At 44.7% G+C, this 24,495-nt stretch carries 21 protein-coding genes; all 21 read left to right on the top strand.

Annotation, left to right across the window (positions count from 1 at the left end):
- The first annotated feature begins 155 nt into the window (after window positions 1-155).
- The 21 genes from flgF (at window position 156) to fliI (ending at window position 24,455) form a co-directional block, all read left to right on the top strand.
- A complete protein-coding gene (flgF, locus tag sps_RS18715; protein ID WP_077753890.1) occupies window positions 156-899 on the top strand; it encodes a flagellar basal-body rod protein FlgF in 744 nt (247 codons plus the stop codon).
- 10 nt (window positions 900-909) lie between these two features.
- Entirely contained in the window at window positions 910-1,698 is a 789-nt protein-coding gene (flgG, locus tag sps_RS18710; protein WP_077753889.1) for a flagellar basal-body rod protein FlgG, read from the top strand.
- 8 nt (window positions 1,699-1,706) lie between these two features.
- Complete coding sequence (gene flgH, locus sps_RS18705; RefSeq protein ID WP_077753888.1) at window positions 1,707-2,393, top strand: flagellar basal body L-ring protein FlgH; 687 nt, start codon at window positions 1,707-1,709, stop codon at window positions 2,391-2,393.
- Window positions 2,394-2,433: 40 nt separating this feature from the next.
- Window positions 2,434-3,525, top strand: a complete 1,092-nt coding sequence (locus tag sps_RS18700; RefSeq protein WP_077753887.1) for a flagellar basal body P-ring protein FlgI — start codon at window positions 2,434-2,436, stop codon at window positions 3,523-3,525.
- A 210-nt stretch (window positions 3,526-3,735) separates the two neighbouring features.
- Window positions 3,736-4,743, top strand: a complete 1,008-nt coding sequence (gene flgJ / locus sps_RS18695; RefSeq protein ID WP_077753886.1) for a flagellar assembly peptidoglycan hydrolase FlgJ — start codon at window positions 3,736-3,738, stop codon at window positions 4,741-4,743.
- 100 nt (window positions 4,744-4,843) lie between these two features.
- Window positions 4,844-6,760 (top strand): flagellar hook-associated protein FlgK, encoded by a 1,917-nt coding sequence (gene flgK, locus sps_RS18690; RefSeq protein ID WP_077753885.1) that lies wholly within the window; start codon window positions 4,844-4,846, stop codon window positions 6,758-6,760.
- An 11-nt stretch (window positions 6,761-6,771) separates the two neighbouring features.
- Window positions 6,772-7,986, top strand: coding sequence for a flagellar hook-associated protein FlgL (gene flgL / locus sps_RS18685; protein ID WP_077753884.1), 1,215 nt, complete (start codon window positions 6,772-6,774; stop codon window positions 7,984-7,986).
- A 133-nt stretch (window positions 7,987-8,119) separates the two neighbouring features.
- A complete protein-coding gene (locus tag sps_RS18680) occupies window positions 8,120-9,577 on the top strand; it encodes a flagellin (RefSeq protein ID WP_077753883.1) in 1,458 nt (485 codons plus the stop codon).
- A 401-nt stretch (window positions 9,578-9,978) separates the two neighbouring features.
- Window positions 9,979-11,421, top strand: coding sequence for a flagellin (locus sps_RS18675; protein WP_077753882.1), 1,443 nt, complete (start codon window positions 9,979-9,981; stop codon window positions 11,419-11,421).
- A gap of 238 nt (window positions 11,422-11,659) precedes the next feature.
- Window positions 11,660-12,046: a flagellar protein FlaG gene (locus sps_RS18670; RefSeq protein ID WP_077753881.1), complete on the top strand. Its 387-nt coding sequence runs from the start codon at window positions 11,660-11,662 to the stop codon at window positions 12,044-12,046.
- Window positions 12,047-12,116: 70 nt separating this feature from the next.
- Window positions 12,117-13,478 (top strand): flagellar filament capping protein FliD, encoded by a 1,362-nt coding sequence (fliD, locus tag sps_RS18665; protein ID WP_077753880.1) that lies wholly within the window; start codon window positions 12,117-12,119, stop codon window positions 13,476-13,478.
- 58 nt (window positions 13,479-13,536) lie between these two features.
- Entirely contained in the window at window positions 13,537-13,857 is a 321-nt protein-coding gene (locus tag sps_RS18660; RefSeq protein ID WP_077753879.1) for a flagella biosynthesis chaperone for FliD, FliT, read from the top strand.
- 6 nt (window positions 13,858-13,863) lie between these two features.
- A complete protein-coding gene (fliS, locus tag sps_RS18655) occupies window positions 13,864-14,274 on the top strand; it encodes a flagellar export chaperone FliS (RefSeq protein WP_077753878.1) in 411 nt (136 codons plus the stop codon).
- 287 nt (window positions 14,275-14,561) lie between these two features.
- Complete coding sequence (locus sps_RS18650) at window positions 14,562-15,995, top strand: sigma-54 dependent transcriptional regulator (RefSeq protein ID WP_077753877.1); 1,434 nt, start codon at window positions 14,562-14,564, stop codon at window positions 15,993-15,995.
- Between the two features lie 241 nt (window positions 15,996-16,236).
- Window positions 16,237-17,358, top strand: coding sequence for a sensor histidine kinase (locus tag sps_RS18645; RefSeq protein ID WP_149027308.1), 1,122 nt, complete (start codon window positions 16,237-16,239; stop codon window positions 17,356-17,358).
- On the top strand, window positions 17,351-18,712 hold the full coding sequence (locus tag sps_RS18640; RefSeq protein ID WP_077753876.1) for a sigma-54-dependent transcriptional regulator: 1,362 nt from the start codon (window positions 17,351-17,353) through the stop codon (window positions 18,710-18,712). Before sps_RS18645 ends, sps_RS18640 begins: the two co-directional genes overlap by 8 nt.
- Window positions 18,713-18,965: 253 nt before the next feature.
- Window positions 18,966-19,310 carry a flagellar hook-basal body complex protein FliE gene (fliE, locus tag sps_RS18635; protein WP_077753875.1) on the top strand — a complete coding sequence of 115 codons (345 nt, stop codon included), beginning with the start codon at window positions 18,966-18,968 and terminating at the stop codon, window positions 19,308-19,310.
- Between the two features lie 71 nt (window positions 19,311-19,381).
- Window positions 19,382-21,085, top strand: a complete 1,704-nt coding sequence (gene fliF / locus sps_RS18630; protein ID WP_077753874.1) for a flagellar basal-body MS-ring/collar protein FliF — start codon at window positions 19,382-19,384, stop codon at window positions 21,083-21,085.
- Window positions 21,075-22,112: a flagellar motor switch protein FliG gene (gene fliG, locus sps_RS18625; RefSeq protein WP_077753873.1), complete on the top strand. Its 1,038-nt coding sequence runs from the start codon at window positions 21,075-21,077 to the stop codon at window positions 22,110-22,112. The genes fliF and fliG overlap by 11 nt, the downstream gene beginning before the upstream one ends.
- The gene (gene fliH, locus sps_RS18620) at window positions 22,112-23,146 is read left to right on the top strand and encodes a flagellar assembly protein FliH (protein ID WP_077753872.1); all 1,035 of its coding nucleotides are present in this window, start codon (window positions 22,112-22,114) and stop codon (window positions 23,144-23,146) included. Before fliG ends, fliH begins: the two co-directional genes overlap by 1 nt.
- Window positions 23,115-24,455 (top strand): flagellar protein export ATPase FliI, encoded by a 1,341-nt coding sequence (gene fliI / locus sps_RS18615; RefSeq protein ID WP_077753871.1) that lies wholly within the window; start codon window positions 23,115-23,117, stop codon window positions 24,453-24,455. The genes fliH and fliI overlap by 32 nt, the downstream gene beginning before the upstream one ends.
- Window positions 24,456-24,495: the final 40 nt, after the last annotated feature.

Below are 24,495 nucleotides of genomic sequence, written 5' to 3'. Positions count from 1 at the left end.
AGGCATTGCCGTTCGGCAATGTCTTTCCGCCTTCTTGCCTACTTTTACTCTTTATCCTTTTCTCAAGCGCCAATAAATTGTTTCTATTCTGGCATGATGTTTGCTTTTGTTTGTTATACAGCAAGTAATAAACAAATGATTGACGGAGGAAACCAGTGGATAAATTACTCTATGTTGCCATGAGTGGCGCAAAGCAGAATATGAATTCGCTGGCTGTACGCGCAAACAACTTAGCCAATGCCAATACCGATGGTTTCAAAGCGGATATGGAGCAAGCACGTTCGATGCAAGCATTTGGTGAAGGGTTACCAACACGCGTATTTGCCATGACTGAGAGCCCATCGGCTGATTTTACTGCGGGACCTATTAAGACCACAGGAAGAGATCTGGACATAGCCGTTAAGGGAGATGGCTGGATTGCAGTGCAGAGCGCCGATGGTGGCGAGGCCTATACTCGCTCCGGCAGTTTAAGTTTTGACACTACTGGCTTACTGCGTAATGACCGGGGAAACCCCATAATGGGCGATGCAGGTCCTATTGTGCTGCCACTGCCTATCGAGAAAGTAGAGATAGCTCAAGATGGGATTATCTCTGTCAGACCCCTAGGTTCGACGGCGGAAGTGATTGAAGAAGTTGGTCGTATCAAGTTAGTCAATCCTGGCAATCAGAATTTAATGCGAGGGGAGGATGGTCTTTTCAGATTGATATCTGGTGAGAATGCCCCTGCAGATCCTTTCATTGCAATAGAGAGTGGTGCTGTGGAAGGCAGTAATGTGAACGCTGTCGATGAAATGGTGTCACTGATTGATATACAGCGTCAGTTTGAGATGCAGGTCAAGATGATGAAAACAGCAGAAGAGATGGACAAAGCCTCCTCTTCATTAATGCGTATTAGCTAGGAGTAATATTATGCATCCCGCGTTATGGATTAGTAAGACAGGCTTAGATGCTCAGCAAACAGATATTGCGGTGATCTCTAACAACGTGGCTAACGCGAGCACAGTTGGATTCAAGAAGAGCCGTGCGGTTTTTGAAGATCTCCTCTATCAAACGGTTAATCAAGCTGGTGGTATCAGTGCGTCAAATACCAAGTTACCCAATGGTTTAAATATCGGTGCAGGTACTAAGGTTGTAGCGACCCAAAAGGTGTTTACCCAAGGGAATATGCTGACAACTGATAACTCTCTGGATTTGATGGTTGAAGGTCCGGGATTTTTCGAGATACAACTCCCCGATGGCACTGCGGCCTATACTCGCAATGGTCAGTTTACTTTAGATGATACAGGGCAAATAGTCACACCTGGCTCGGGCTACGTGGTTCAGCCAGCAATAACCATCCCGGAGAATGCGACGAGTATTACCGTGTCTGCCGAAGGCGAAGTATCGGTTAAGACGCCTGGTACGGCTGAAAACCAAGTTGTGGGTCAGTTGAGTATGTCTGATTTTATCAATCCGAGCGGGTTAGATCCCATGGGACAAAATTTATACCTAGAAACGGGTGCCAGTGGCACGCCAATTCAGGGAACGGCTTCACTCGATGGTATGGGAGCCATTCGACAAGGTGCACTAGAGACGTCAAACGTTAACGTGACCGAAGAACTGGTTAACCTCATCGAAAGTCAGCGAATTTATGAAATGAATTCAAAGGTAATTTCGGCCGTTGATCAGATGCTGTCCTACGTGAATCAGAATCTGTAGAGGCAAGAATGAGTAAGCATTATTTATTTTTGACGTTATTACTTGGTTTCTTGTTGAGTGGGTGTAATTCGACCAGCAATCAAAAGCCTATTCCTGACGACCCCTATTATGCTCCTGTGTATCCTGAAGCGCCGCCAACTAAGATTGCCGCTACAGGTTCCATGTATCAGGACAGTCAGGCATCTAGCCTCTATTCCGATATTAAGGCGCTTAAAGTTGGCGATATCATCACGGTTATTTTGATGGAGCAGACTCAAGCGACAAAAAGTGCCAGTAATGAGATTAAGAAGGGGACTGACTTAACACTCGATCCCATCTATGCCGGCGGTGGCAATATCACCATAGGTGGACAACCCTTGGATCTGAGATACAAGGACAGCATGAATACCAAGCGTGAATCAGATGCCGATCAGAGTAATAGCTTGAGCGGCAGTATTTCGGCCAACGTGATGCAGGTTCTCAATAATGGCAACCTAGTCATTCGCGGAGAGAAATGGATAAGCATCAACAACGGTGATGAGTTTGTTCGTTTAACTGGGGTAGTACGTTCACAAGATATACGCCCGGACAACACTATTGACTCACCAAGAGTTGCGAATGCACGTATTCAATACAGCGGCACAGGCACTTTTGCCGATGTACAAAAGGTTGGCTGGTTAAGTTCATTCTTTATGGGGAGTTGGTGGCCTTTCTAAAGCTGTCATGGGACCTAGTCGTAATTAAGGAATTAACACTATGAAATATAAATTTATCTATCTTTTACTACTGATTTTTGTCGCTGGCCCAAGCCAGGCACAAAGAATAAAAGATATTGCAAATGTCCAAGGTGTGCGCCATAACCAACTTATAGGTTATGGCATGGTTGTCGGTCTGCCAGGCACGGGTGAAAAGACGCGTTATACGGAGCAGACGTTTAAGACAATGCTGAAAAACTTCGGCATTAATCTGCCTGATAATTTCAGACCCAAAATTAAGAATATTGCCGTTGTCGCGGTTCATGCGGATATGCCCCCCTTTATTAAACCAGGACAAACCCTAGACGTCACAGTATCGAGTCTGGGCGAAGCCAAGAGTTTGCGCGGCGGAACCTTAATTCAGACCTTCCTTAAGGGAGTCGATGGTAATGTCTACGCCATTGCACAAGGCAGCATGGTGGTCAGTGGTTTTAGCGCAGAAGGCTTAGATGGTTCTAAAGTCATTCAAAATACACCTACGGTAGGTCGAATTCCAAATGGCGCTATTGTTGAGCGTACTGTTGCCACGCCTTTCTCTACTGGCGATTACCTCACATTTAACCTTCGCCGTGCCGATTTCTCAACGGCTAAACGATTAGCCGATGCTATTAATGAGTTGTTGGGCCCTGGAATGGCAAGGCCTCTGGATGCTGCATCAGTACAGGTTAGTGCGCCTAGAGATGTGTCCCAACGAGTGTCTTTTCTGGCAACGTTAGAGAATATTCAGGTTGAACCCGCATCAGAATCAGCCAAGGTTATTGTTAACTCACGTACCGGAACCATAGTGGTGGGCAGCGATGTACGTCTATTACCAGCAGCTGTAACCCACGGCGGTTTAACCGTTACAATTGCCGAAGCGACTCAGGTATCACAGCCTAATCCTTTAGCTGGTGGACAAACTGTTGTAACCACAGACAGTACGATTGATGTCAATGAGTCAGACAGGCGCATGTTTATGTTTAATCCAGGCACCACACTCGACGAGCTCGTTAGGGCGGTTAACTTAGTGGGCGCGGCTCCCTCTGATGTACTGGCTATTCTCGAAGCCCTAAAAGTGGCTGGAGCGCTACATGGTGAACTCATCATCATCTAATTCTATGACTAGACTTTGCTTACCTCTGATTCTTTTAAACTGATTTATTAGGGCCTGATCCCGGGCTCTTAGCTCTTCTCACGAATAAGCTATTCCCCTTATTTTATTTGATTTTTCTATATTAAAACCCGATCCATCTATGATCTGGCATGTGCCTTGCTATGTAAAAGAAATACCGTCTGTTTATTGTCGGCACAACCGGGAACTCTTATGGAAAAGCTGTCAAATTCATCACACTTTTTGGACATCGGAGGCCTTGACTCGTTAAGAGCCAAAGCCCAGAAAGATGATAAGGCTGCTTTGAAGGAGGTTGCGCAACAATTTGAAGGGATCTTTGTGCAGATGCTGATGAAAAGCATGCGCGCTGCCAATGCGGTTTTTGAATCCGATAGCCCGATGAACAGCGAATACACTAAGTTTTATGAGCAAATGCATGATCAGCAGATGTCTGTCAACTTATCAGACAAGGGCATGTTAGGTCTTGCCGATTTGATGATTCAGCAGCTTTCTCCGGAAACCAGCAATGTCACACCTGCATCAGTGCTTAGAGGAGATATGCAATCAGACTTATCTCAAGCATCTATCAAATCTCAGGTGATGAACCGAGCAGTTATATCTGATGAAACCATGAATGCAACGGCTAATTCAGATATCAAGCCCATGAATCCTTTAGACAGTATTTTGACAGGCAAGAGTTTGCCATCTGAAGTGAGGCAAGCGGAAATGACCTTCACCGACAGAGATGATTTTATCGCTAAACTCTATCCCCACGCAGAAAAAGCAGCACAGGCTTTAGGCACTAAGCCTGAAGTTTTGATTGCACAATCGGCTTTGGAAACAGGCTGGGGTCAGAAAATGATAAAAGGGGCTCATGGCGAATCTAGCAACAACCTTTTTAACATTAAAGCGGATAAGCGTTGGCAGGGTGATAAGGCTCTAGTCAGTACGCTGGAGTTTGAACAAGGCGTTGCGGTACAGCAAAAAGCCGATTTTCGTGTCTACGAAGACATAAAGCAAAGTTTTGATGACTTCGTCAGCTTTATTTCTGAAGGGCCAAGGTATCAAGATGCGATGAAGAAAGTCGCAAATCCCAACGAATTTATCAAAGCCTTACAGAATGCCGGCTATGCAACGGATCCTAACTACGCAGATAAAGTGATTAAGGTGATGGAATCTATTAAGCCAGATTTTAGTCTGCCGTCTCTGGGAGCAAGGTAATGATTTTGATTTGTAAGATATCTGAGTTTTCCTTTTCGCTTCTGAGTGTGCAGAAAAGTGCGCAGCAAAAAGTGCAGCAATTAGATAGGAGTCGTGTGTAATGTCTATGGATCTTTTAAATATTGCCCGCACCGGTGTCTTGGCTTCTCAGGCGCAGCTTGCTGTGACCAGTAATAATATAGCTAACGCTAATACTCAGGGATACCACAGGCAAGTAGCCGAACAGTCCAGCTTGGAATCCCAGCGTATGGGGGATAATTTTTATGGTGCAGGAACTTATATTTCAGACGTAAAACGCATCTATAACGAATATGCCGCTCGTGAGCTGAGGATTGGTCAAACTGGTGTCAGTGAAGCGCAGACAACTCAAACTAAGATGAGTGAACTCGATCAACTGTTTTCACAAATTGGCAAATCCATACCACAGAGCCTGAATGACTTTTTTGCAGGTATAAATAGCTTAGCCGACCTACCCGATGATATGGGGATGCGTGGCACAGTTTTAGGCTCAGCAGGCCAATTGGCGGATAGCCTAAACCAGATGCAATCCCATTTAGATGGTCAGATGAAACAGACCAATGATCAAATCGCAGGTATTACTGACCGTATCAACGAAATCAGTAAGGAACTGGGCCAAGTAAACCAAGAGTTGATGAAGTCTCAGGGTGAAGATGCCCAACTGTTAGATAGACAAGATGCACTTATTCAGGAGCTCAGCCAATACGCACAGGTCAATGTTATTCCACTGGACACCGGTGCTAAAAGCATAATGTTAGGCGGCGCTGTGATGTTGGTTTCTGGTGAGGTATCAATGTCCCTTGGTACCACAGCGGGTGACCCTCATCCGGATGAGCTGAGAGTCGTCGCCAATATCGGCAGTCAGGGTCAGGTCATTGATCCGATAAAGATGGGTGGTCAGTTAGGGGCACTATTCGAATTTCGTGATGAAACCCTCGTGCCTGCTGAGCTGGAGTTAGGTCAACTCAGCTTAGGTGTCGCAGATGCATTCAATCAGGCCAATGCCCAAGGTTTCGACCTTGATGGTGAGATGGGCCAGAATATTTTTAAAGATATTAACGATCCGACCATGTCGGTTGGGCGAGTGGGTGGTTTTGGTTCAAATACTGGTACGGCTAATCTAAGAGTCAATATTGATGATGTCGGCCTCTTGTCCGGCAATAGTTTCGAGTTGAAGTATACCGCCCCGGCAACCTATGAATTAAAAGACGGAGTAACTGGTGCTGTCACTCCGTTAACTTTAAATGGCACTCAATTAGATGGCGCTAATGGTTTCACCATACACATAGATTCTGGCATTTTAGCCGATGGTGATAAGTTTGAGATCCGTCCTTCTTCAGGTGCTGCAGCGGGTATTTCGGTAGTGATGACCGACGGTAGGGGAATTGCTGCAGCTGCACCTAAAATCACCGCCGATGTGGCTAATTCTGGTAACACTCAAGTAGAGATGGTGAGCATAGATGATCGCACCAATGCCAATTTTCCTGTCACGGGTTCTGAGCTGACCTTCGAGATCAATACCACGACTAGTATGTTTGAAGTCTTCGATGCCAACGGCACATCACTAGGTGCGCCAGCAGCTTATGTTCCACCTTCAATTAGTGCACATGGTTTTACCTTCGATGTTGCCACAACGGCTGGTGCGACGGATAGATTTACCTTCGATCTTTCATTTGCACCGGGTGATAACACCAACGCTGTCGCCATGGCTAAATTGAGTGAAGCCAAGCTGATGAACACTGGCGCTTTGACTTTGAGTGATGTGTATCAAGGCACCAAATTAAGCGTGGGTGGCAAAGCAAAAGCGGCCGACATTGCCGCTGGCACGGCGCAGTCTGTTTATCTACAGGCCTATAACCGAGTACAGAGTGAGTCCGGGGTGAATTTAGATGAAGAGGCGGCCAATCTGATCCGTTTTCAACAGGCCTATCAGGCATCGGCGCGGATAATGACCACGGCCAATGAAATCTTTGACACGCTATTTAACTCGGTTAGATAAAGGAGGCTGATATGAGAATCTCAACCGCACAGATGTTCAACCAAAATATCAACAGTGTGCTCGATAGACAGTCTGCAACCAGTAATATCATGGAACAGTTATCTTCCGGTAAAAGAGTCAATACCGCTGGAGACGATCCCGTTGCTGCCATTGGTATCGACAACTTGTACCAGCAAAATGCCCTAGTCGATCAGTTTATCAAAAACATAGATTATGCTACGGGTCACTTAGCGGTAGCTGAGAGTAAGCTGGGCAGCGCAGAAAGCTTAGCGAGTTCGATCAAAGACCAAGTATTAAGAGCTGTAAATGGTACCTTGACGGATACCGACCGAGTGACGATTGCCAACGAAATGAGGTCGAGCCTGGATGAGCTGCTCTCGATAGCTAACTCAAAAGATGAGTCCGGCAATTATCTCTTTGCTGGTAATCAAACATCGACCCAGCCTTTCGCCTTCGATGCTGCAGGCAACATAGTCTATAGCGGTGACAGTGGTGTGAGGCAATCAGTTGTGGCATCCGGAGTCACAGTCGGCACAAACTTGCCGGGTGATAGTGTCTTTATGAACGCGGCAAATGCTTTAGGTGACTTTAGTGTCAATTATCTGCCAGCCCAAGTTGGTGAATTTAATGTTGAAAGTGCCAATATTGTTACTCCTGGTGCCCATGTACCAGTGGCTCCTGAGGGATATACCTTCACTTTCACAGATAATGGAGCTGGTGGTGTTAACTTAGAGGTTTTCGATTCAGCAGCCACATCTCAAGTTGTGGTGCCTAATTTCGACCCGACTAACCCAGTAAGTTTTAATGGTATCGAAGTGAAAATCGATGGAACCCCCGCAGCAGGGGATTCTTTCACCATGTCCCCGCAAACCGAAGTCAGTATATTCGACACGATTAATCAGGCGATAACCCTCCTAGAAGATCCTAATAAGGTTAACACGCCTCAGGGTGGAGCTGAGTTGGCACAGTTATTGGATAATATCGTTAGTGGTACAAGGCAGATAGATTTTGACAGGGGCATCGCCGGCAATGATTTAAAGCGGGTTGAGAGTTATAAATCGGACCATACGGATGAGAAACTAGTTAATAGTTCAGCCTTGTCATTGTTAGAAGATTTAGATTACGCCTCAGCAATTAGTGAGTTTGAAAAACAGCAATTGGCGCTAAATGCAGTTTCGACTCTGTTTAGTAGAGTTAACTCGACCACATTATTTGATTACATATAAAGGTAATCAACAAGATTGAATACAGTCGACAGTCTTAAGGGACTAAGACCGAATATTCGAAACATGAATTTTAAAAGTTAACAATTATAGCCAGGCTTGAGCCTTGGCAGTACAACTTAAAGAGGAACTCAAGATGGCTATTTCAGTTAATACAAACGTAACATCGATGAAAGCACAGAGTAATCTTAACCGCTCTCAGGGTGATTTAAGTACTTCAATGGAACGTCTGTCTTCTGGTTTACGCATTAACAGTGCTAAAGATGATGCTGCGGGTTTGCAGATATCTAACCGTATGACCAGTCAGATTAATGGTATCGGTGTCGCCATGCGTAATGCCAATGATGGTATCTCAATCGCACAAACCGCAGAAGGCGCGATGAACGAGTCAACTAACATTTTGCAACGTATGCGTGACTTGTCACTGCAGTCGGCTAATGGTTCAAATTCTAGTGAGGATCGTGCAGCTATGCAGAAAGAAGTTAACTCGCTACAAGCCGAGCTAACGCGTATCGCAGAAACGACCTCATTTGGTGGACAAAAGTTACTTGATGGTTCCTACGGCACACAATCATTTCAAGTGGGTGCTGAAGCCAATGAAACCATAGCAGTGTCGTTGAAATCGGTAGCTGCAACTAATATTGGTGCATATCAAAGTGATGCAGCAGGTACCTTATTTGGTGGTGCTCTTGTTGGTACGGCTGCTGGTGCAAATGGCGCGGCAGCAGATACCTTAACGATTACTCAAGGTACTAATGCAACAAATGTGGTTACAGCTGCGAGTGACACTGCGGCCGAGCTTGTTGCAAAAATTAACCAAGCGGGTTCAGGCGTGACTGCTTCAGCAGAGACGACGATTCAAGCTGATTTGACCGCTGTGTTTGATAATTCATTGATTATGAATGTTGACGATGGCAGTAGTACTTCATCACTAAATTTAACGGGCATAACGAATAATGCAGATCTTGCTACTGCGATTAATGATGTTTCGGGGGAAACTGGTGTTTCAGCCCAATTAGATAATGGCATATTAACAATAAAAAGTGCTAACGGTGCCGATATTAACTTCACCTCGCTAGCGGCAAATACTACAGGTGCTTTGGCGCTTCAAAATGTTTCCGGTGATGGCACCTTATCTGCTGCAACTAACGTGACTGCCGCAGGTGTGGTTGCAACGGCTGCTGGTTCTGTGACGTTAACAGCTTCTGCTAATTACACTATTACCGATGGTGGTGCTGGCTTAGCGGCTGAATTGACTGGTGAAACTACCAGTGTATTCACCGGTGTTAATACGGTGGATGTTTCTTCAGCTTCAGGTGCTCAGTCTGCCATTGATATTATTGATGGTGCTATTGCAAGTATCGATAGTTCTCGTGCCGATTTAGGTGCGATACAAAACCGTATGAGCTTCACCATCAGTAATCTGGACAATGTAAGGAGTAATGTGTCTGATGCTCGTAGTCGTATCCAAGATGTGGATTTTGCCTTGGAAACAGCTGAGATGACCAAGCAGCAGATCTTATCTCAGACGTCATCTGCTATGCTTGCACAGGCAAACCAATTACCTCAGGTAGCACTATCCTTACTAGGGTAATAGCAGGCAGCATAGAATACTCTAGTACTTAGGTTGTAGCACCTAACCCTAGAATTATAAACCACCTAATTCTTTATCGAGTTAGGTGGTTTTTGTTTTGGGAATCAAGCTTGAGCTGCGAGCTACGAATAAGCATATAGCTTCTCAGGCTTCCTTTTCTTTTGATATTGTCTCGAAACTCACCTCTTTCTTTGCCTTGTCTTTAGCTCGCCACTTACAACTTACTACAGCTTTCATCTTCTGCCCTTTGTTAGCGTCTTCTTAACACTATGCACAATATTTTTTAAAAAATTTCTAAAGTAAAAAATGGGGCTGCCGTTAAATACATTGTAACCGAACAGATCCGCCTGGCTTAACGCAGACAGGCACAGTCTACAGTCAGGTATTAAGAGGAACAAATTATGGCTATTTCAGTAAACACGAACGTCACATCAATGAAGGCTCAGAGCAACCTTAATAGTTCCCAGAGTCATTTAAGTACTTCGATGGAGCGATTGGCATCAGGTCTTCGTATTAACAGTGCAAAGGATGATGCGGCGGGTCTGCAGATTTCGAATCGTATGACGAGTCAGATTAACGGTCTTGACGTCGCCATGCGTAACGCTAACGATGGTATCTCTATCGCACAAACCGCAGAAGGCGCCATGGGGGAGTCGACTAACATTCTTCAACGTATGCGTGACTTGTCACTGCAATCGGCTAACGGTTCAAACTCTTCGGATGATCGTGCAGCTATGCAGAAAGAGATTAACTCATTGCAATCTGAGTTAACGCGTATCGCAGAGACCACCTCATTTGGTGGACAAAAGCTGCTTGATGGTTCTTACGGTACGCAGTCTTTCCAGGTGGGTTCAGAAGCTAATGAGACTATCGACGTGTCATTGAAATCTGTTGCTGCGACGAATATCGGTGCTTATCAGAGTGATGCGCCTGGTACTATATTTGGTGGTAATTTAGTGGCTGCTGCTGCGGGAACTAACGGCTCGGCCGGTGGTACTATGACTATCACTCAAGGTACCAGCACAACCAATGTAGTCACTGTCGCTAATGATACAGCAACTGAGGTTGCTGCGGCAATTAACCAAGCTGGCACGGGTGTCAAAGCCACTGCGGAGACAAATATTGTAGCTAATTTAACCGCTGCATATGATGTTTCCTTGGTTATGAATGTAGATGACGGTTCTAGTACATCAGCGGTAGATTTGACTGGTATTACTAATAATACGGATCTTGCTACGGCGATTAATGATGTGTCTGGTGAAACAGGTGTAACCGCTAAAATAGATAACGGCACATTAACAATCTCTAGCTCTACTGGTGCCGATATTAACTTCACAGAAGCAGGTAATGCTGCTGGTGGTATGACCCTTATTAATCAAGCTGCCGATGGTACAGCATCAGCCACGAGTACTTTGACTAATGCTGGTACTACATTTGTTGCATCAGGTGCAATAACAATGAGTTCACCTGATAGTTTTACTGTTGCAGCAGGTATTAGTGCTGAAATTACTACAGAATTAACAGGTGTGTTTGCAGGTGTAAATACGGTAGATATAGGCACTGCATCAGGTGCACAAAATGCAATTGCTCTTATCGATGGCGCGATTGCCGGTATCGACTCAAATCGTGCCGATTTAGGTGCGATACAAAACCGTATGAACTTTACTATTAGTAACTTAAGTAATGTTCAGACTAACGTAGCCGATGCACGAAGCCGAATTCAAGATGTCGATTTCGCTAAAGAAACGGCAGAGATGACTAAGCAGCAGATTCTGTCTCAGACATCATCAGCAATGCTTGCTCAGGCTAACCAGTTACCACAAGTCGCATTATCTCTACTTTAATCGTTACTTTAGTGCATGAGTAAAAGCTATAGTAAGTAATAGATAGGGTTATAGCTGGAACTCAATAGAGTAACCAAGGAAGGGGAGATTCAGTTTTGAATCTTCCCTTTTGTTTATAGCAAATGTAAAAATCAGTTTTGTAAATCAGTTTTGTAAATCAGTTTTGTAAATCAGTTTTGTAAATCAATTTGAAATGGATTTAGGAAAGGGATTTAAAAATGAGAGGAGGTTAAAGGCGATGAATATTAATTTAGTGAATCCATCGAATGCCACAAGTGTTAAGAGTGAAGTGGTAGTCCCGCTGAAAGCGACGACTCCAGAGGCCAGTGAAGTCGAAGCAAGAGCCTTAGTGAAAGCCATTGAGGAAGGCAGTGAAGCCTCAAAGGCGAACAAGGAAGATAATCCTGAAAAGTTACAGGAAGCGGTTGCTGAACTTAGTGATACCATGTCTATGATGAAGAAAGGCCTAGCATTTAGGGTCGATGATAGTTCTGGGGTTTCTGTAGTAAATGTGATGGATATGGACTCAGGGGAGACGATTCGTCAGATCCCTACCGAAGAAGCATTAGAGTTGGCACAAAAATTGTTTGAAGTTTCAGGCATGCTGATGAAAACAGAAGCATGATGATTTTTTGACGTTAGTTTATTTTCCACTGTTTAGCTTATAGCTTTCAGGATGAGTGATAGAGGTTCCCATGGGGTTAACAGCAGTCGGTATCGGTTCAGGAATGGATATCAATGGTATAGTCTCTGCGCTAGTTGGTGCCGAGAGTACGCCAAAACAGGCCCAATTTAATGCAGATGAAGGCAAGGTTAATGCTGAAATTTCTGCTATCGGGGCACTCAAGAGTGCTATGTCTGAGTTTCAGACAAACTTAGCTTTTCTCTCAAAGCCTGAATCTTTTATCAGTAATAAAGTTAAGCTTTCCGACAACGACTTTTTAAGCGCTACAGTCGATGAAACGGCTATTGCGGGCAGCTATAGTTTGACGGTTGAACAATTAGCTCAAAGTCAAAAAAAGAGCACGGTAGCCTCGGCTGATGCCGAGGCAGCTATCGGTGAGGGAACGCTAAGTTTTACCGTCGACGGAAGTAGCTTTGATATTGCTGCTGATGCCACCGACTCCCTGACATCCTTAGTTGAGAAGATAAACAGCGCCGAAGATAATGTTGGTATCACGGCAACGATTATTAATGACGATGACGGTGCAAAACTGGTACTCACATCGACCAGTACAGGCTTAGACAATCAAATCAGTGTCACCGCAACAGATGTGGGACCCGGAACACCACTTGCCGATACCTTCACTATGACTGAGGTCCAAGCTGCTCAGGATTCAATAATAAAGGTCGACGGCTTAACTATTACCTCTAGTTCTAATACTGTAACAGATGCTATTGCTGGAACGACTCTAACACTTAAAGAAGCCGACGCAACTAAGACCACACAGCTCGATATTGAACTTAATACTGGAACTGTTAAAACAGGGATTAATGCGCTAGTAGATTCCTATAATGAGTTAATGACGACTGTGCAGGAAATGTCGAGTTATGATCCTGATACGAAGCAAGCCGGAATACTACAAGGCGACTCGATAATTCGAACCATACAAAGCCAATTAAGAGGAGCGCTATCGGGCGTCTATAGTACATCTGATGGTAATATTACCTTAGGCTCAATTGGCGTTACCACAACTCGTACTGGTTTATTAGAAGTCGATGGTGACAAGCTTGATGAAGCGCTAACATCAAACTTTGATCAGATAAAAGAGCTTTTCAGTACAGAAGATACGGGGCTGGCCTCGAGTCTGGATAGTTTGGTTGATGGGTATGTTCAAACCGGTGGTATTCTTGATGGCCGTGATGAGACGCTAGATAACCAATTAGTGCGAATACAGGAAAGCAGAGAACGACTGGCTTTGAAAATGAAGGCTTATGAAGATAGGCTATTTAAGCAATTTAATGCTATGGATGCCATAGTAGGGCAGTTAAATGCTCAAAGCAGCATGTTGCAATCAAGGTTAGATTCTCTGCCTGGTGTGGTGAAGAAAACTTAGCATTTTATATTGATTAAACTTGTGATGACTTTTAGCTTATTGTCGAAGAGAAGGCTCAATGAAAGAACTGAATAGAGTAAACGAAGCATTATCTTTAAGTTTACTTCATCTCGATGAAATTGATGTAAATGACGATACAGGTGATAAGTTGGTGTCAGACTTGCATGGTTTATTAGGTCAGCGTCAACATTTGCTCGAGTTACTGGTTGCAGATAATGAATTTGATGACAGAGAGTATCTGGAGCAGCAGTTAACCCTGACCCAGAAATATAAGTTACAAGCTAGTAAAGTCATGAGGCATAGGCAAGATTTGTTACACAGTGGCAAAAAAAGCCAACGTCAAATTAACGTATATAAGACTATAGATTCAAATAGGTAGGTTTTTATGAGAAGGTCATTACAGTCATACCGTAAAGTATCATTAGATAACGAAATCGCGGTAGCTTCACCTCATAGAATTATTCAGATGATGTTTGAAGGAGCGTTACAACGCATTGCCCAGAGTCGCTATGCGATAGGAAATAACGATCTTGCAACCAAAGGACTTAACATAGGTAAGGCCATAGGTATCATTAATGGTCTCAACAGCAGTCTGAATATGGATGCTGGTGGAGAGATGATCGGTAATGTGAGTGCTTTGTATGATTTTATGTTACGCCGCCTCTCTGAAGCCAATATTAATAATGACATTCAAGCGTTAGATGATGTCAGTGAGATATTGAGAACTATTAAAGAGGGCTGGGATGCAATCCCCGTAGAACAACATCATATCGTCTCTCATACCGAGGCTGTTTAATTCTATTTTTATTCGGGGCGCGTAGCCCCAAATAATTGGCCGCAGTCAATTATTTGACAAATCATTATGGTTTCGTTGGATTTTTCAGCTAGAATCAAATAAGTTCAATGAATATCTATCCAGTTAAGCAATAAATGCATCAGAGACTTGCTAATAGCTTGCTGATAATACACTATTCCTCATGGTAGTGATTTTGTTCAAATTTGTAATGGAAACACTACATCGCTTTTAAGCAAAAAACACTAATAATTAATGCGAATAATAACGAGCGCTTTACGGCTTTTTTAATGATGCAAACAGATCAACGAATTCTACTTGTCGGTAATCAGTCTGAGCGAATGAATCGCTTATCATGTGTATTTGAGTTTTTGGGTGAGCAAGTTGAGTTAGTCGCAATCGATAAACTTGAACTGCGACTACAAAGTACTCGTTACCGGGCCTTGGTTATCGCTGCTGACTCACAGTCTAAAGAGTTATTTCAATCCCTTGCCGGGAAATTGCCTTGGCAGCCGATTTTACTGCTAGGCGAGCAGGACGGCGTAAATGCCTCCAATATACTTGGCTATGTTGAAGAACCCCTAAATTACCCTCAATTAACTGAATTACTGCACTTCTGTCAGGTTTTTGGTCAGGTGAGGCGTCCTGAAACTCCTACCAGTGTTAATCAAACTAAGCTTTTTAGAAGCATGGTTGGTCGAAGTGAAGGGATTGCACAAGTCAGGCATTTGATTGGGCAAGTAGCCTCTTCTGACGCTACTGTCTTAGTGCTGGGTCAGTCCGGTACTGGTAAAGAGGTTGTTGCAAGAAATATTCATTATATTTCTGATAGACGCGATGGCCCCTTCATTCCGGTTAACTGTGGTGCAATTCCCGCTGAGCTTTTAGAGAGTGAACTTTTCGGCCATGAGAAGGGCTCATTTACCGGTGCTATCAGTGCCAGAAAGGGTCGCTTTGAGCTTGCTGAAAAGGGAACCCTCTTTTTAGATGAAATTGGCGATATGCCATTGCAGATGCAGGTTAAACTCCTTCGTGTACTCCAAGAGCGAGTGTTTGAACGTGTTGGAGGCAGTAAACCTATTAAGGCCGATGTTCGTGTTGTAGCGGCGACCCACAGAGACTTAGAGGTAATGATCTCCGAAGGGGCATTTAGGGAAGATCTCTATTACCGATTAAATGTATTCCCCATAGAAATGCCTGCATTATGTGAAAGAAAAGATGATATACCCTTACTTTTACAAGAGCTGGTGAGCCGGGTCTACAATGAAGGCCGTGGCAAGGTAAGGTTTACTCAGCGAGCTATCGAGTCCCTGAAAGAGCATCAATGGGCCGGGAATGTCAGAGAGCTTTCCAACTTAGTCGAGCGACTTACTATTCTTTACCCTGGTGGCTTAGTCGATGTTAATGATTTACCCCACAAGTATCGTCATATTGATGTGCCAGAATACTGTGTAGAGGTCAGTGAGGAGGAGCTAGAACGTGATGCCTTAGCTGCAATCTTCAGTGATGAAGAGTCCATAGAGATCCCCGAAACTCGTTTTCCAAGTGAACTTCCTCCTGAAGGGGTTAACTTGAAAGATCTTCTTGCTGAGCTTGAGATAGATATGATCAGGCAGGCACTCGAGCAGCAAGATAATGTTGTTGCCCGCGCAGCAGAAATGTTGGGGATCAGGCGTACAACCTTAGTCGAGAAAATGCGTAAGTACGGTATGGGTAAGGATTAAGTAGAAGTATCTAATTCCTAGTCAGTAGTCAGTAGTTAGTGCCTAGTTTCCTAGGAACTAGCGCCATACCCCTTATTTCCAAATCGCCAGTCTTACTGGCGTCTATTAGCTTGTCTATCATCTTAGCTATTATTTTTAAGTGAGCTTGTGAACCTAATATAGCCTAGGAACCCACCCCCTTTATCATTTGGCCTATTTCGTGCATGTACCCCGTTAGCAACAATTTTTTGACGGAGTCTATATGTCCGTAAGTCCCCAATTACAATTTAATCGTTTGAACCAAGATCCACCTAAATGGCTGGATACGGCACCAGCTGCCAATATGTCGAATCGTATGGAGCATATTCTGCAGGCTATGCCATCGGGGATAATTATTATCAATGGTGATGGACTAGTCACCGATGCAAATCCAGTTGCTGTAGAGCTGTTAGGCCTACCCTTAGAGGGGCTTAAATGGCTGCAGATCATTAATCGTGCATTTTCTCCTCAAGATGATGATGGTCACGAAGTCTCGCTTAAGAATGGTCGTAGAGTAAAGCTGGCTATTACCCCCTTAACTCCTGAGCCGGGTCAACTCATAGTGCTCACCGATCTCACCGAAACTCGCTTACTACAGAAGAATCTATCACACCTACAGCGTTTGTCGGCATTAGGTAAAATGGTCGCAACACTTGCACATCAAGTGAGAACGCCGTTAACCGCTGCACTCCTGTACGCCTCTAATCTGGCAAGTCCGAAAATATCGGCTCAATCGAGAACTCGCTTCCAAACTAAACTCGTCGATAGACTCAATGAACTAGAACATCAGGTCAATGACATGTTGTTGATGGCTAAAGGAAGAGGGCAAGATCAGGGGGAGGCTCATCAGGTTTCAACTATTTTAGACAAGGTAACGGCCAATTGTGAACCCATTGCTGAGCAACATCTGTGTAAATTAATACGAGTCGACGATTCTATAAACGAGTTTCTGGCCAATTCCGGCGCGTTAAGCTCCGCGATTAATAATTTGGTGATCAATAGCATTGAAGCTGGGGCGACTCTGGTCGAGCTAAGAGGCTGTGAAACTGAGTCTCAGATCCAGATCCACGTCACTGATAACGGCAAAGGCTTAGACAAAGAGATGCAACAGCAAGTACTCGAGCCTTTCTTTACCACTAAGCAACAGGGAACTGGTCTGGGTCTTGCTGTTGTTCAATCTGTAGTAGCCAATCATGGTGGGAAAATTCAATTGCGCTGTGAAAAGGGCAAAGGTTGTAAGGCATCATTATACTTTCCCAAATTAAAAAATTCGGCGGTACAGTCTGGTTCAGCGATTTCTGTGACTCATTCAGTATCAACTGTAGAGGGCGTAGATCATGTCTGAAGGTAAACTATTACTGGTTGAAGACGATCATTCACTCAGGGAAGCACTGCTGGACACACTGTTGCTGGCGCAATATGAATGTGTCGATGTTTGCTCGGCTGAAGATGCGATTATTAAACTCAAGATTGAATCTTTCGATCTGGTCATCAGCGATGTACAGATGGAAGGCATAGGCGGCATAGGTTTACTTAACTATCTTCAACAGAATCAAGCTCAAGTTCCTGTTTTACTGATGACTGCTTATGCCACCATAGATAATGCCGTCAACGCTATAAAACTTGGTGCGGTAGATTATTTAGCCAAACCATTTGCTCCCGAGGTGTTGCTGAACCAAGTCTCTCGATATCTGAAACCTAAGATAGCTCAGAACATGCCGATTGTCGCTGATGAAAAGAGCCTTGCCTTGCTAAAGCTTGCCGAAAAGGTAGCTTCATCAGATGCTTCGGTAATGATAATGGGACCCAGTGGCTCGGGTAAAGAGGTACTGGCCAGATATATTCATCAAAATAGTAGTCGTGATAATGGGCCATTTATCGCGATAAACTGTGCTGCGATACCCGAAAATATGTTGGAAGCTACCTTGTTTGGATACGAGAAGGGGTCCTTTACTGGTGCATATCAAGCTTGCCCTGGTAAGTTCGAGCAGGCACAAGGAGGTACTTTATTACTCGATGAAATTACCGAGATGGATTTAAGCCTACAAGCAAAATTGTTAAGAGTATTACAGGAAAGGGAGGTTGAACGGCTCGGAGGACGTAAAAGCATAAAGTTAAATATCAGGGTGCTAGCAACGTCAAATCGCGATCTGAAAGCTGTTGTTGCGTCAGGGAAGTTTCGTGAAGATCTCTATTATCGAATTAATGTCTTTCCGCTCACTTGGCCATCACTAAGTCAGAGACCAGCAGATATTTTGCCTCTGGCACGTCATCTCTTGGCTCGTCACGGTGCTAAATCTGGGCTATTAGAGCTTCCTAGTCTGGATGAAACAGCCTGTAGACGTTTGCTGACCCATAGATGGCCTGGAAATGTGAGAGAGCTAGATAATGTGATACAGCGAGCCTTGATCTTGACTAATGGTGAATTTATTGTCGGCTCTGATATTATTCTCGATACTCAGGAAGTCCACATTAGTCAAGGGCCTGTAGAGCACCCATTACACTCATCGAATAAACCTGCCGAACTCGATGCATTAGGTGATGAGCTTAAGGCACAGGAACATGTGATCATTCTTGAAACGCTGAACATGTGTCAGGGCAGTAGGAAACTCGTAGCCGAAAAGCTGGGGATCAGTGCCAGAACCTTAAGATACAAGATGGCAAAAATGAGAGATATGGGCATAGAGATCCCTGCATAACGAACACTTTCCTAGGTCCGAGACCACTGGTCCTAGGAACTCCCCTCTATTTATAAATAACTCTTTGAAGTACTGTTAATCCAGCTGTGATGCTTTGGTTACTTGTTACTAGATGGACTATATCGGCCTATTCCTCTCCCTCCTTTTCTATTTGCAAGCCACTTGGCAGATTTTTTGCATAATAATATCTAACAGTTAAGTTCGTCAACTATTCGTCACTTAGAGTATTCGTCAAGACGATGGGGAGAAAGATATGCAGATTGGAGCCAACTCATTATTACAAGAGATGCAGTCTCTTAGTGGTGAAATCAAGCCTTCTGGATTCAATTCCGGTTTCAGTTCACCTATTACTCAGCAAGTTAGTAATACCTCAGGGAGCGATTTTAGTCAGCTTCTGTCCCAGGCTATCGGCACCGTTGGCGAGCTTCAAGCTAATTCTGGTTCATTGGCCACACGCTTGGATATGGGGGATACCAGAGTGACACTTTCTGATACCGTCATCGCCAGAGAGAAGGCCAGTGTCGCGTTTGAAGCCACCGTGCAGGTTAGAAATAAGCTAGTTGAAGCGTATAAAGAGATTATGAGCATGCCAGTCTAGTTTCGACTCACATGCTAAGCATTACATACGATAATTAATAGAATAAACGGGTAACAATTTTGAGCACAGACATGGTAGTAGGTTCTGAGTCTACATTGGCAAGCGATCAGCTGGCGGGTGGAGTCCAAGAAGAAAATAAATCCGGCGGCAGTACGTTTGGCGGGGTTGATATGCTGCGCCAAGTCACCATGATACTCGCGCTTGCGATCTGTTTGGCATTGGCTGTATTTATCATGTTATGGGCTCAAGAGCCGGAATACAGACCCCTTGGGAAAATGGATACCCAAGAGATGGTAAAGGTATTGGACGCCTTAGATAAAAACAAAATTAAGTATCAGATCGATGTAGATGTTATCAAGGTGCCTGAAGATAAGTATCAAGATGTTAAGTTGATGTTGAGCCGGGAGGGGATCGATGGTGCCTCGAACCAAAATGATTACCTGAGTCAAGATAGTGGTTTTGGCGTGAGCCAGCGAATGGAGCAAGCAAGGCTCAAGCATAGTCAAGAGTTGAATTTAGCCAGGGCTATTGAAGAGCTTAGAAGTGTCAGTAGAGCTAAAGTTATTTTGGCTATTCCCAAAGAGAATGTCTTCTCAAGAAACCGTGCTAAGCCCAGTGCAACTGTGGTACTCAACGTTCGTCGAGGTGGGCTTGGACAAGAAGAAGTTGATGCAGTCGTTGATATCGTGGCTTCGGCCGTTCAAGGCTTAATCCCTACTCGTGTGACCGTGACAGATTCAAATGGTCGATTATTAAACTCAGGTAGCCAAGATGCGGTCTCGGCAAGAGCGCGAAGAGAGCAAGAGTTAGTACTACAAAAAGAGGTGGAATACAGGACTAAGGTTCAATCGATTCTCATGCCGATACTAGGGCCTGAAAATTTCACCTCTCAAGTCGATGTTACGATGGACTTCACCGCGGTCGAGCAAACTGCGAAGCGTTACAACCCAGATCTCCCCGCCCTTAGAAGTGAAATGACAGTTGAGAACGACTCTGGTGGTGGCAGTACATCGGGGATCCCTGGCGCCTTGTCGAATCAGCCTCCTATGGAGAGTGATATTCCACAGGATGCGTTAAATGCAGAAGCTGAGTCAGATTCTGCAAGTCGTGGTTCATCTCACAGAGAAGCCACCAGAAATTTCGAACTCGATACCACCATCAGCCATACTAGGCAGCAAGTTGGTACGGTAAGACGTGTCAGTGTGTCTGTTGCCGTGGACTTTAAAACTGGGGCTGCCGGGGAAGATGGTCAAATTAATCGAGTACCGCGAACCGAACAAGAGTTAGCGAATATTCGCCGTTTGTTAGAGGGGGCTGTAGGTTTCAGTACTCAACGTGGTGATGTGCTTGAAGTGGTTACTGTTCCCTTCATGGATCAGCTTATCGAAGAAGCACCGGCTCCAGAGCTATGGGAACAGCCATGGTTCTGGCGAGCGCTCAAGCTGGGCATGGGTGGCTTAATCATTCTTGCCTTAATTTTATTTATCGTAAGACCTATGCTGAAGCGCCTTATCTATCCAGATAGTATCAATATTCCCGATGAGCCAAAATTTGGTGATGAACTGGCTGAAATCGAAGATCAATTTGCATCGGATACCTTGGGAATGCTCAACCGCCCTGAAGCCGAATACAGTTATGCAGATGACGGTTCGATTTTGATACCGGATCTTCATAAAGATGATGATATGATTAAAGCAATTAGAGCGTTGGTCGCAAATGAACCTGAGTTATCTACCCAGGTAGTAAAAGGTTGGTTACAAGCAGATGAGCAATAAATCAGATAATGAAGCTAAAGCCGGTAATGTAGACGAGCTAACTGGCACTGAAAAAACGGCAATATTACTTTTGAGCCTAAGTGAAGCGGACGCTGCGTCAATTTTAAAACACCTGGAGCCAAAGCAAGTTCAAAAGGTTGGCATGGTGATGGCAGCCATGGATGATTTTGGTCAGGAAAAAGTCGTAGGTGTACATAAGCTATTTCTTGATGAAGTTCAAAAGTACTCATCTATTGGCTTTAACAGTGAAGAGTTTGTTCGAAAGGCCTTAACGGCGGCGCTAGGTGAAGATAAGGCCGGTAATTTAATCGAACAGATCATCATGGGTAGCGGTGCTAAAGGATTGGATTCACTCAAGTGGATGGATCCTCGTCAAGTGGCGACCATCATACAAAATGAGCACCCGCAGATCCAAACTATCGTGCTTTCCTATCTGGAACCCGATCAGGCGGCAGAAATTTTTGCCCAGTCTCCTGAGAATACACGTCTTGACCTTATGATGCGCATCGCAAATTTAGAAGAGGTTCAACCCGCGGCACTCCAGGAATTAAACGATATCATGGAGAAACAGTTTGCAGGTCAAGGCGGTGCTCAGGCTGCTAAGATGGGCGGTTTAAAAGCTGCAGCTGGTATTATGAACTATCTGGACACCAATGTTGAGAGTCAGCTCATGGAGACCATGAGAGAGTCAGATGAAGAGATGGCGCAACAGATACAAGATCTGATGTTTGTCTTTGAGAATCTGATTGACGTGGATGACGTAGGTATTCAAGTGCTGCTTCGCGAAATTCAACAAGATGTTCTGATGAAGGCACTCAAGGGCGCCGATGATGCACTCAAAGATAAGATTTTGGGTAATATGTCTAAGCGAGCGGCTGAGTTGTTAAATGATGACTTAGAAGCCATGGGGCCAATCAGGATAAGTGAAGTTGAAGTCGCTCAAAAAGAGATCTTATCTATTGCTAGGCGTTTAAGTGATAGTGGTGAGATTATGTTAGGCGGTGGTGGCGGTGAAGAGTTCTTATAATGAAAACAGACTGTGAAGGTAAGCCGGCAGAGGGGGAATCGAGTCGTTCTGAGGTTGAGTTCACACATTGGCAAATCCCCGATGTAACAGTTGCAACTCCCGAAGGTGTCTCAAACTTGTTCGGTCGTACAGGGGAATATAAAGCCGATGTAGATGAACCCCAATCTTTTTTGCCGCCGACATTAACTGAAATAGAAGAAATTCGTGAGCAAGCCGAGCAAGAAGGCTTTGCTCAGGGAAAAGAAGAAGGTTTTCAGACCGGGGTAGAAAGCGGCCGACTAGAGGGGTTGAAACAGGGCCATGAAGAGGGCCTGAAACAGGGGGCTGAGCAGGGTCACAGCGAAGGTGTAGAGAAAGCTAAAGTCTTAATTTCACGATTTGAGTCCTTGCTGGAACAATTTGAAAAGCCCTTAGCCCTGTTAGATACCGAGATTGAACAAGAGTTACTCTCCCTGACGATGAAATTAACCCGCGCCGTTATTGGTCACGAGTTGAAAACTCACCCTGAGCACATATTGGCAGCACTGAGGCAAGGTGTTGATTCACTCCCATTGAAGGAGCAAGGGATCACTATTCGTTTACATCCGGATGATCACCAATTGGTTCAAGAACTCTATAGTGCTAATCAATTGGAAAAAAACCGATGGGAATTGGAAGCAGACCCAAGCTTGTCACCTGGTGATTGTGTCATTAACAGTCATCGAAGTAGTGTCGATATGCGACTGGAACAGAGGATAAGCACAGTGCTTGAGGAGATGAACCATCATCTTCAACATCTCAATCAATCACAAGAGCAGCAACAGCAGGGCTTATCATCTCACACTAGCCATGAAATTCAGCAGAATGTAATTGATGAAATAGAAGGGCAACTCGGGGAACTGACGTCATCAGGCGATGTAGAGTCTAGTGATGTGGAGAGTGAGCCTAGTGCACAAAAAGAGATACTTAGTACTCATGAAGAAAATGTGTCAGCACCTAGAGATTCAGAAGGCGTAAAACAAGATGAGCAACCGCCAAAGCCAGCTACTGACTAAAATCAGACTGCAGCATGATAAGGTTTATCCATTTGTGCCCGAGGCCAGTGGACAGTTGATTCGGGTGGTAGGGCTAACGCTCGAAGCTACAGGCTGTCGAGCCCCGATAGGGAGTCTTTGTAGCATAGAAACCTTGGCAGGGGACTTGGTGGCCGAAGTGATAGGTTTCGACGATGAGCTTCTCTATTTAATGCCTATAGAAGAGTTAAGAGGTGTTTTACCCGGCGCTAGGGTCACCCCCTTAGGTGAGCAAACTGGACTCAATGTGGGACTGGCATTACTGGGGCGTGTACTCGATGGTAATGGTCAACCCTTAGACAGTTTAGGCCGATTACAAACCGATCAAAAAGCACCGAGACATTCACCTTCTATCAACCCCTTAGCTCGCAGAGCGATCACTGAGCCTTTAGATGTCGGCGTTAGGGCGATCAATGCCATGCTAACCGTCGGTAAAGGCCAGCGGATGGGGCTCTTTGCTGGTTCTGGTGTGGGTAAAAGTGTGCTGCTGGGTATGATGACGCGAGGGACTACTGCCGACATCATAGTGGTTGGGTTAGTCGGAGAGCGTGGCCGTGAAGTTAAAGAGTTTATCGAAGAAATCTTGGGGGAAGAGGGACGTGCACGGTCTGTTGTGGTAGCGGCTCCCGCCGATACTTCTCCACTTATGCGTCTTCGAGCCTGTGAAACGTCGACGCGAATTGCTGAATATTTTAGAGATTTGGGCTATAACGTATTGCTTCTCATGGATAGCCTAACCCGTTATGCCCAAGCTCAGCGAGAAATAGCACTGGCGGTCGGTGAACCTCCAGCAACCAAAGGTTATCCGCCTTCGGTGTTTGCTAAGTTACCCAAATTGGTCGAAAGAGCAGGAAATGGTGGTCCGGGTCAGGGCTCTATCACAGCGTTTTATACTGTATTAACTGAAGGGGATGATCTTCAGGATCCCATTGCTGATGCGGCCAGAGCAATCTTAGATGGGCACATAGTCTTGTCGAGATCATTAGCCGACTCAGGTCATTACCCCGCCATCGATGTCGAAGCCTCGATTAGCCGTGTTGCCCCTATGGTGATTAATACTGAGCATCTGGAGTCAATGAGGCGAGTAAAACAAGTCTATTCCCTATTTCAACAGAACAAAGATCTGATCTCTATTGGGGCATATACTCAGGGCAGCGACCCAAGAATTGATAATGCAATACGGCTTCAACCCGCGATGAACGCATTTTTAAGGCAAACGATGAAGGAAGCACTTAGTTTTGATTCAAGTCATCTTATGCTTTCTCAGTTGAGTGCGCAGTGTAAGGTATGATCAGTTTCTAGTTTCTAGGACCTTCTTTTTCTGGAGTATA

The sequence above is a fragment of the Shewanella psychrophila genome (assembly GCF_002005305.1).
Taxonomy (GTDB): domain Bacteria; phylum Pseudomonadota; class Gammaproteobacteria; order Enterobacterales; family Shewanellaceae; genus Shewanella; species Shewanella psychrophila.
This window is presented reverse-complemented; position numbering and strand designations above follow the sequence as displayed.

Bases quoted from the DNA above. Each gene is read 5' to 3' on its own strand.
- flgG (WP_077753889.1), top strand. From the start codon at position 910: ATGCATCCCGCGTTATGGATTAGTAAGACAGGCTTAGATGCTCAGCAA.
- flgL (WP_077753884.1), top strand. From the start codon at position 6,772: ATGAGAATCTCAACCGCACAGATGTTCAACCAAAATATCAACAGTGTG.
- sps_RS18645 (WP_149027308.1), top strand. From the start codon at position 16,237: ATGTCCGTAAGTCCCCAATTACAATTTAATCGTTTGAACCAAGATCCA.
- sps_RS18650 (WP_077753877.1), top strand. From the start codon at position 14,562: ATGATGCAAACAGATCAACGAATTCTACTTGTCGGTAATCAGTCTGAG.
- sps_RS18700 (WP_077753887.1), top strand. From the start codon at position 2,434: ATGAAATATAAATTTATCTATCTTTTACTACTGATTTTTGTCGCTGGC.
- fliD (WP_077753880.1), top strand. From the start codon at position 12,117: ATGGGGTTAACAGCAGTCGGTATCGGTTCAGGAATGGATATCAATGGT.
- flgH (WP_077753888.1), top strand. From the start codon at position 1,707: ATGAGTAAGCATTATTTATTTTTGACGTTATTACTTGGTTTCTTGTTG.
- sps_RS18680 (WP_077753883.1), top strand. From the start codon at position 8,120: ATGGCTATTTCAGTTAATACAAACGTAACATCGATGAAAGCACAGAGT.
- fliI (WP_077753871.1), top strand. From the start codon at position 23,115: ATGAGCAACCGCCAAAGCCAGCTACTGACTAAAATCAGACTGCAGCAT.
- fliS (WP_077753878.1), top strand. From the start codon at position 13,864: ATGAGAAGGTCATTACAGTCATACCGTAAAGTATCATTAGATAACGAA.
- sps_RS18640 (WP_077753876.1), top strand. From the start codon at position 17,351: ATGTCTGAAGGTAAACTATTACTGGTTGAAGACGATCATTCACTCAGG.
- flgK (WP_077753885.1), top strand. From the start codon at position 4,844: ATGTCTATGGATCTTTTAAATATTGCCCGCACCGGTGTCTTGGCTTCT.
- fliH (WP_077753872.1), top strand. From the start codon at position 22,112: ATGAAAACAGACTGTGAAGGTAAGCCGGCAGAGGGGGAATCGAGTCGT.
- sps_RS18670 (WP_077753881.1), top strand. From the start codon at position 11,660: ATGAATATTAATTTAGTGAATCCATCGAATGCCACAAGTGTTAAGAGT.
- flgJ (WP_077753886.1), top strand. From the start codon at position 3,736: ATGGAAAAGCTGTCAAATTCATCACACTTTTTGGACATCGGAGGCCTT.
- sps_RS18675 (WP_077753882.1), top strand. From the start codon at position 9,979: ATGGCTATTTCAGTAAACACGAACGTCACATCAATGAAGGCTCAGAGC.
- fliE (WP_077753875.1), top strand. From the start codon at position 18,966: ATGCAGATTGGAGCCAACTCATTATTACAAGAGATGCAGTCTCTTAGT.
- sps_RS18660 (WP_077753879.1), top strand. From the start codon at position 13,537: ATGAAAGAACTGAATAGAGTAAACGAAGCATTATCTTTAAGTTTACTT.
- fliG (WP_077753873.1), top strand. From the start codon at position 21,075: ATGAGCAATAAATCAGATAATGAAGCTAAAGCCGGTAATGTAGACGAG.
- fliF (WP_077753874.1), top strand. From the start codon at position 19,382: ATGGTAGTAGGTTCTGAGTCTACATTGGCAAGCGATCAGCTGGCGGGT.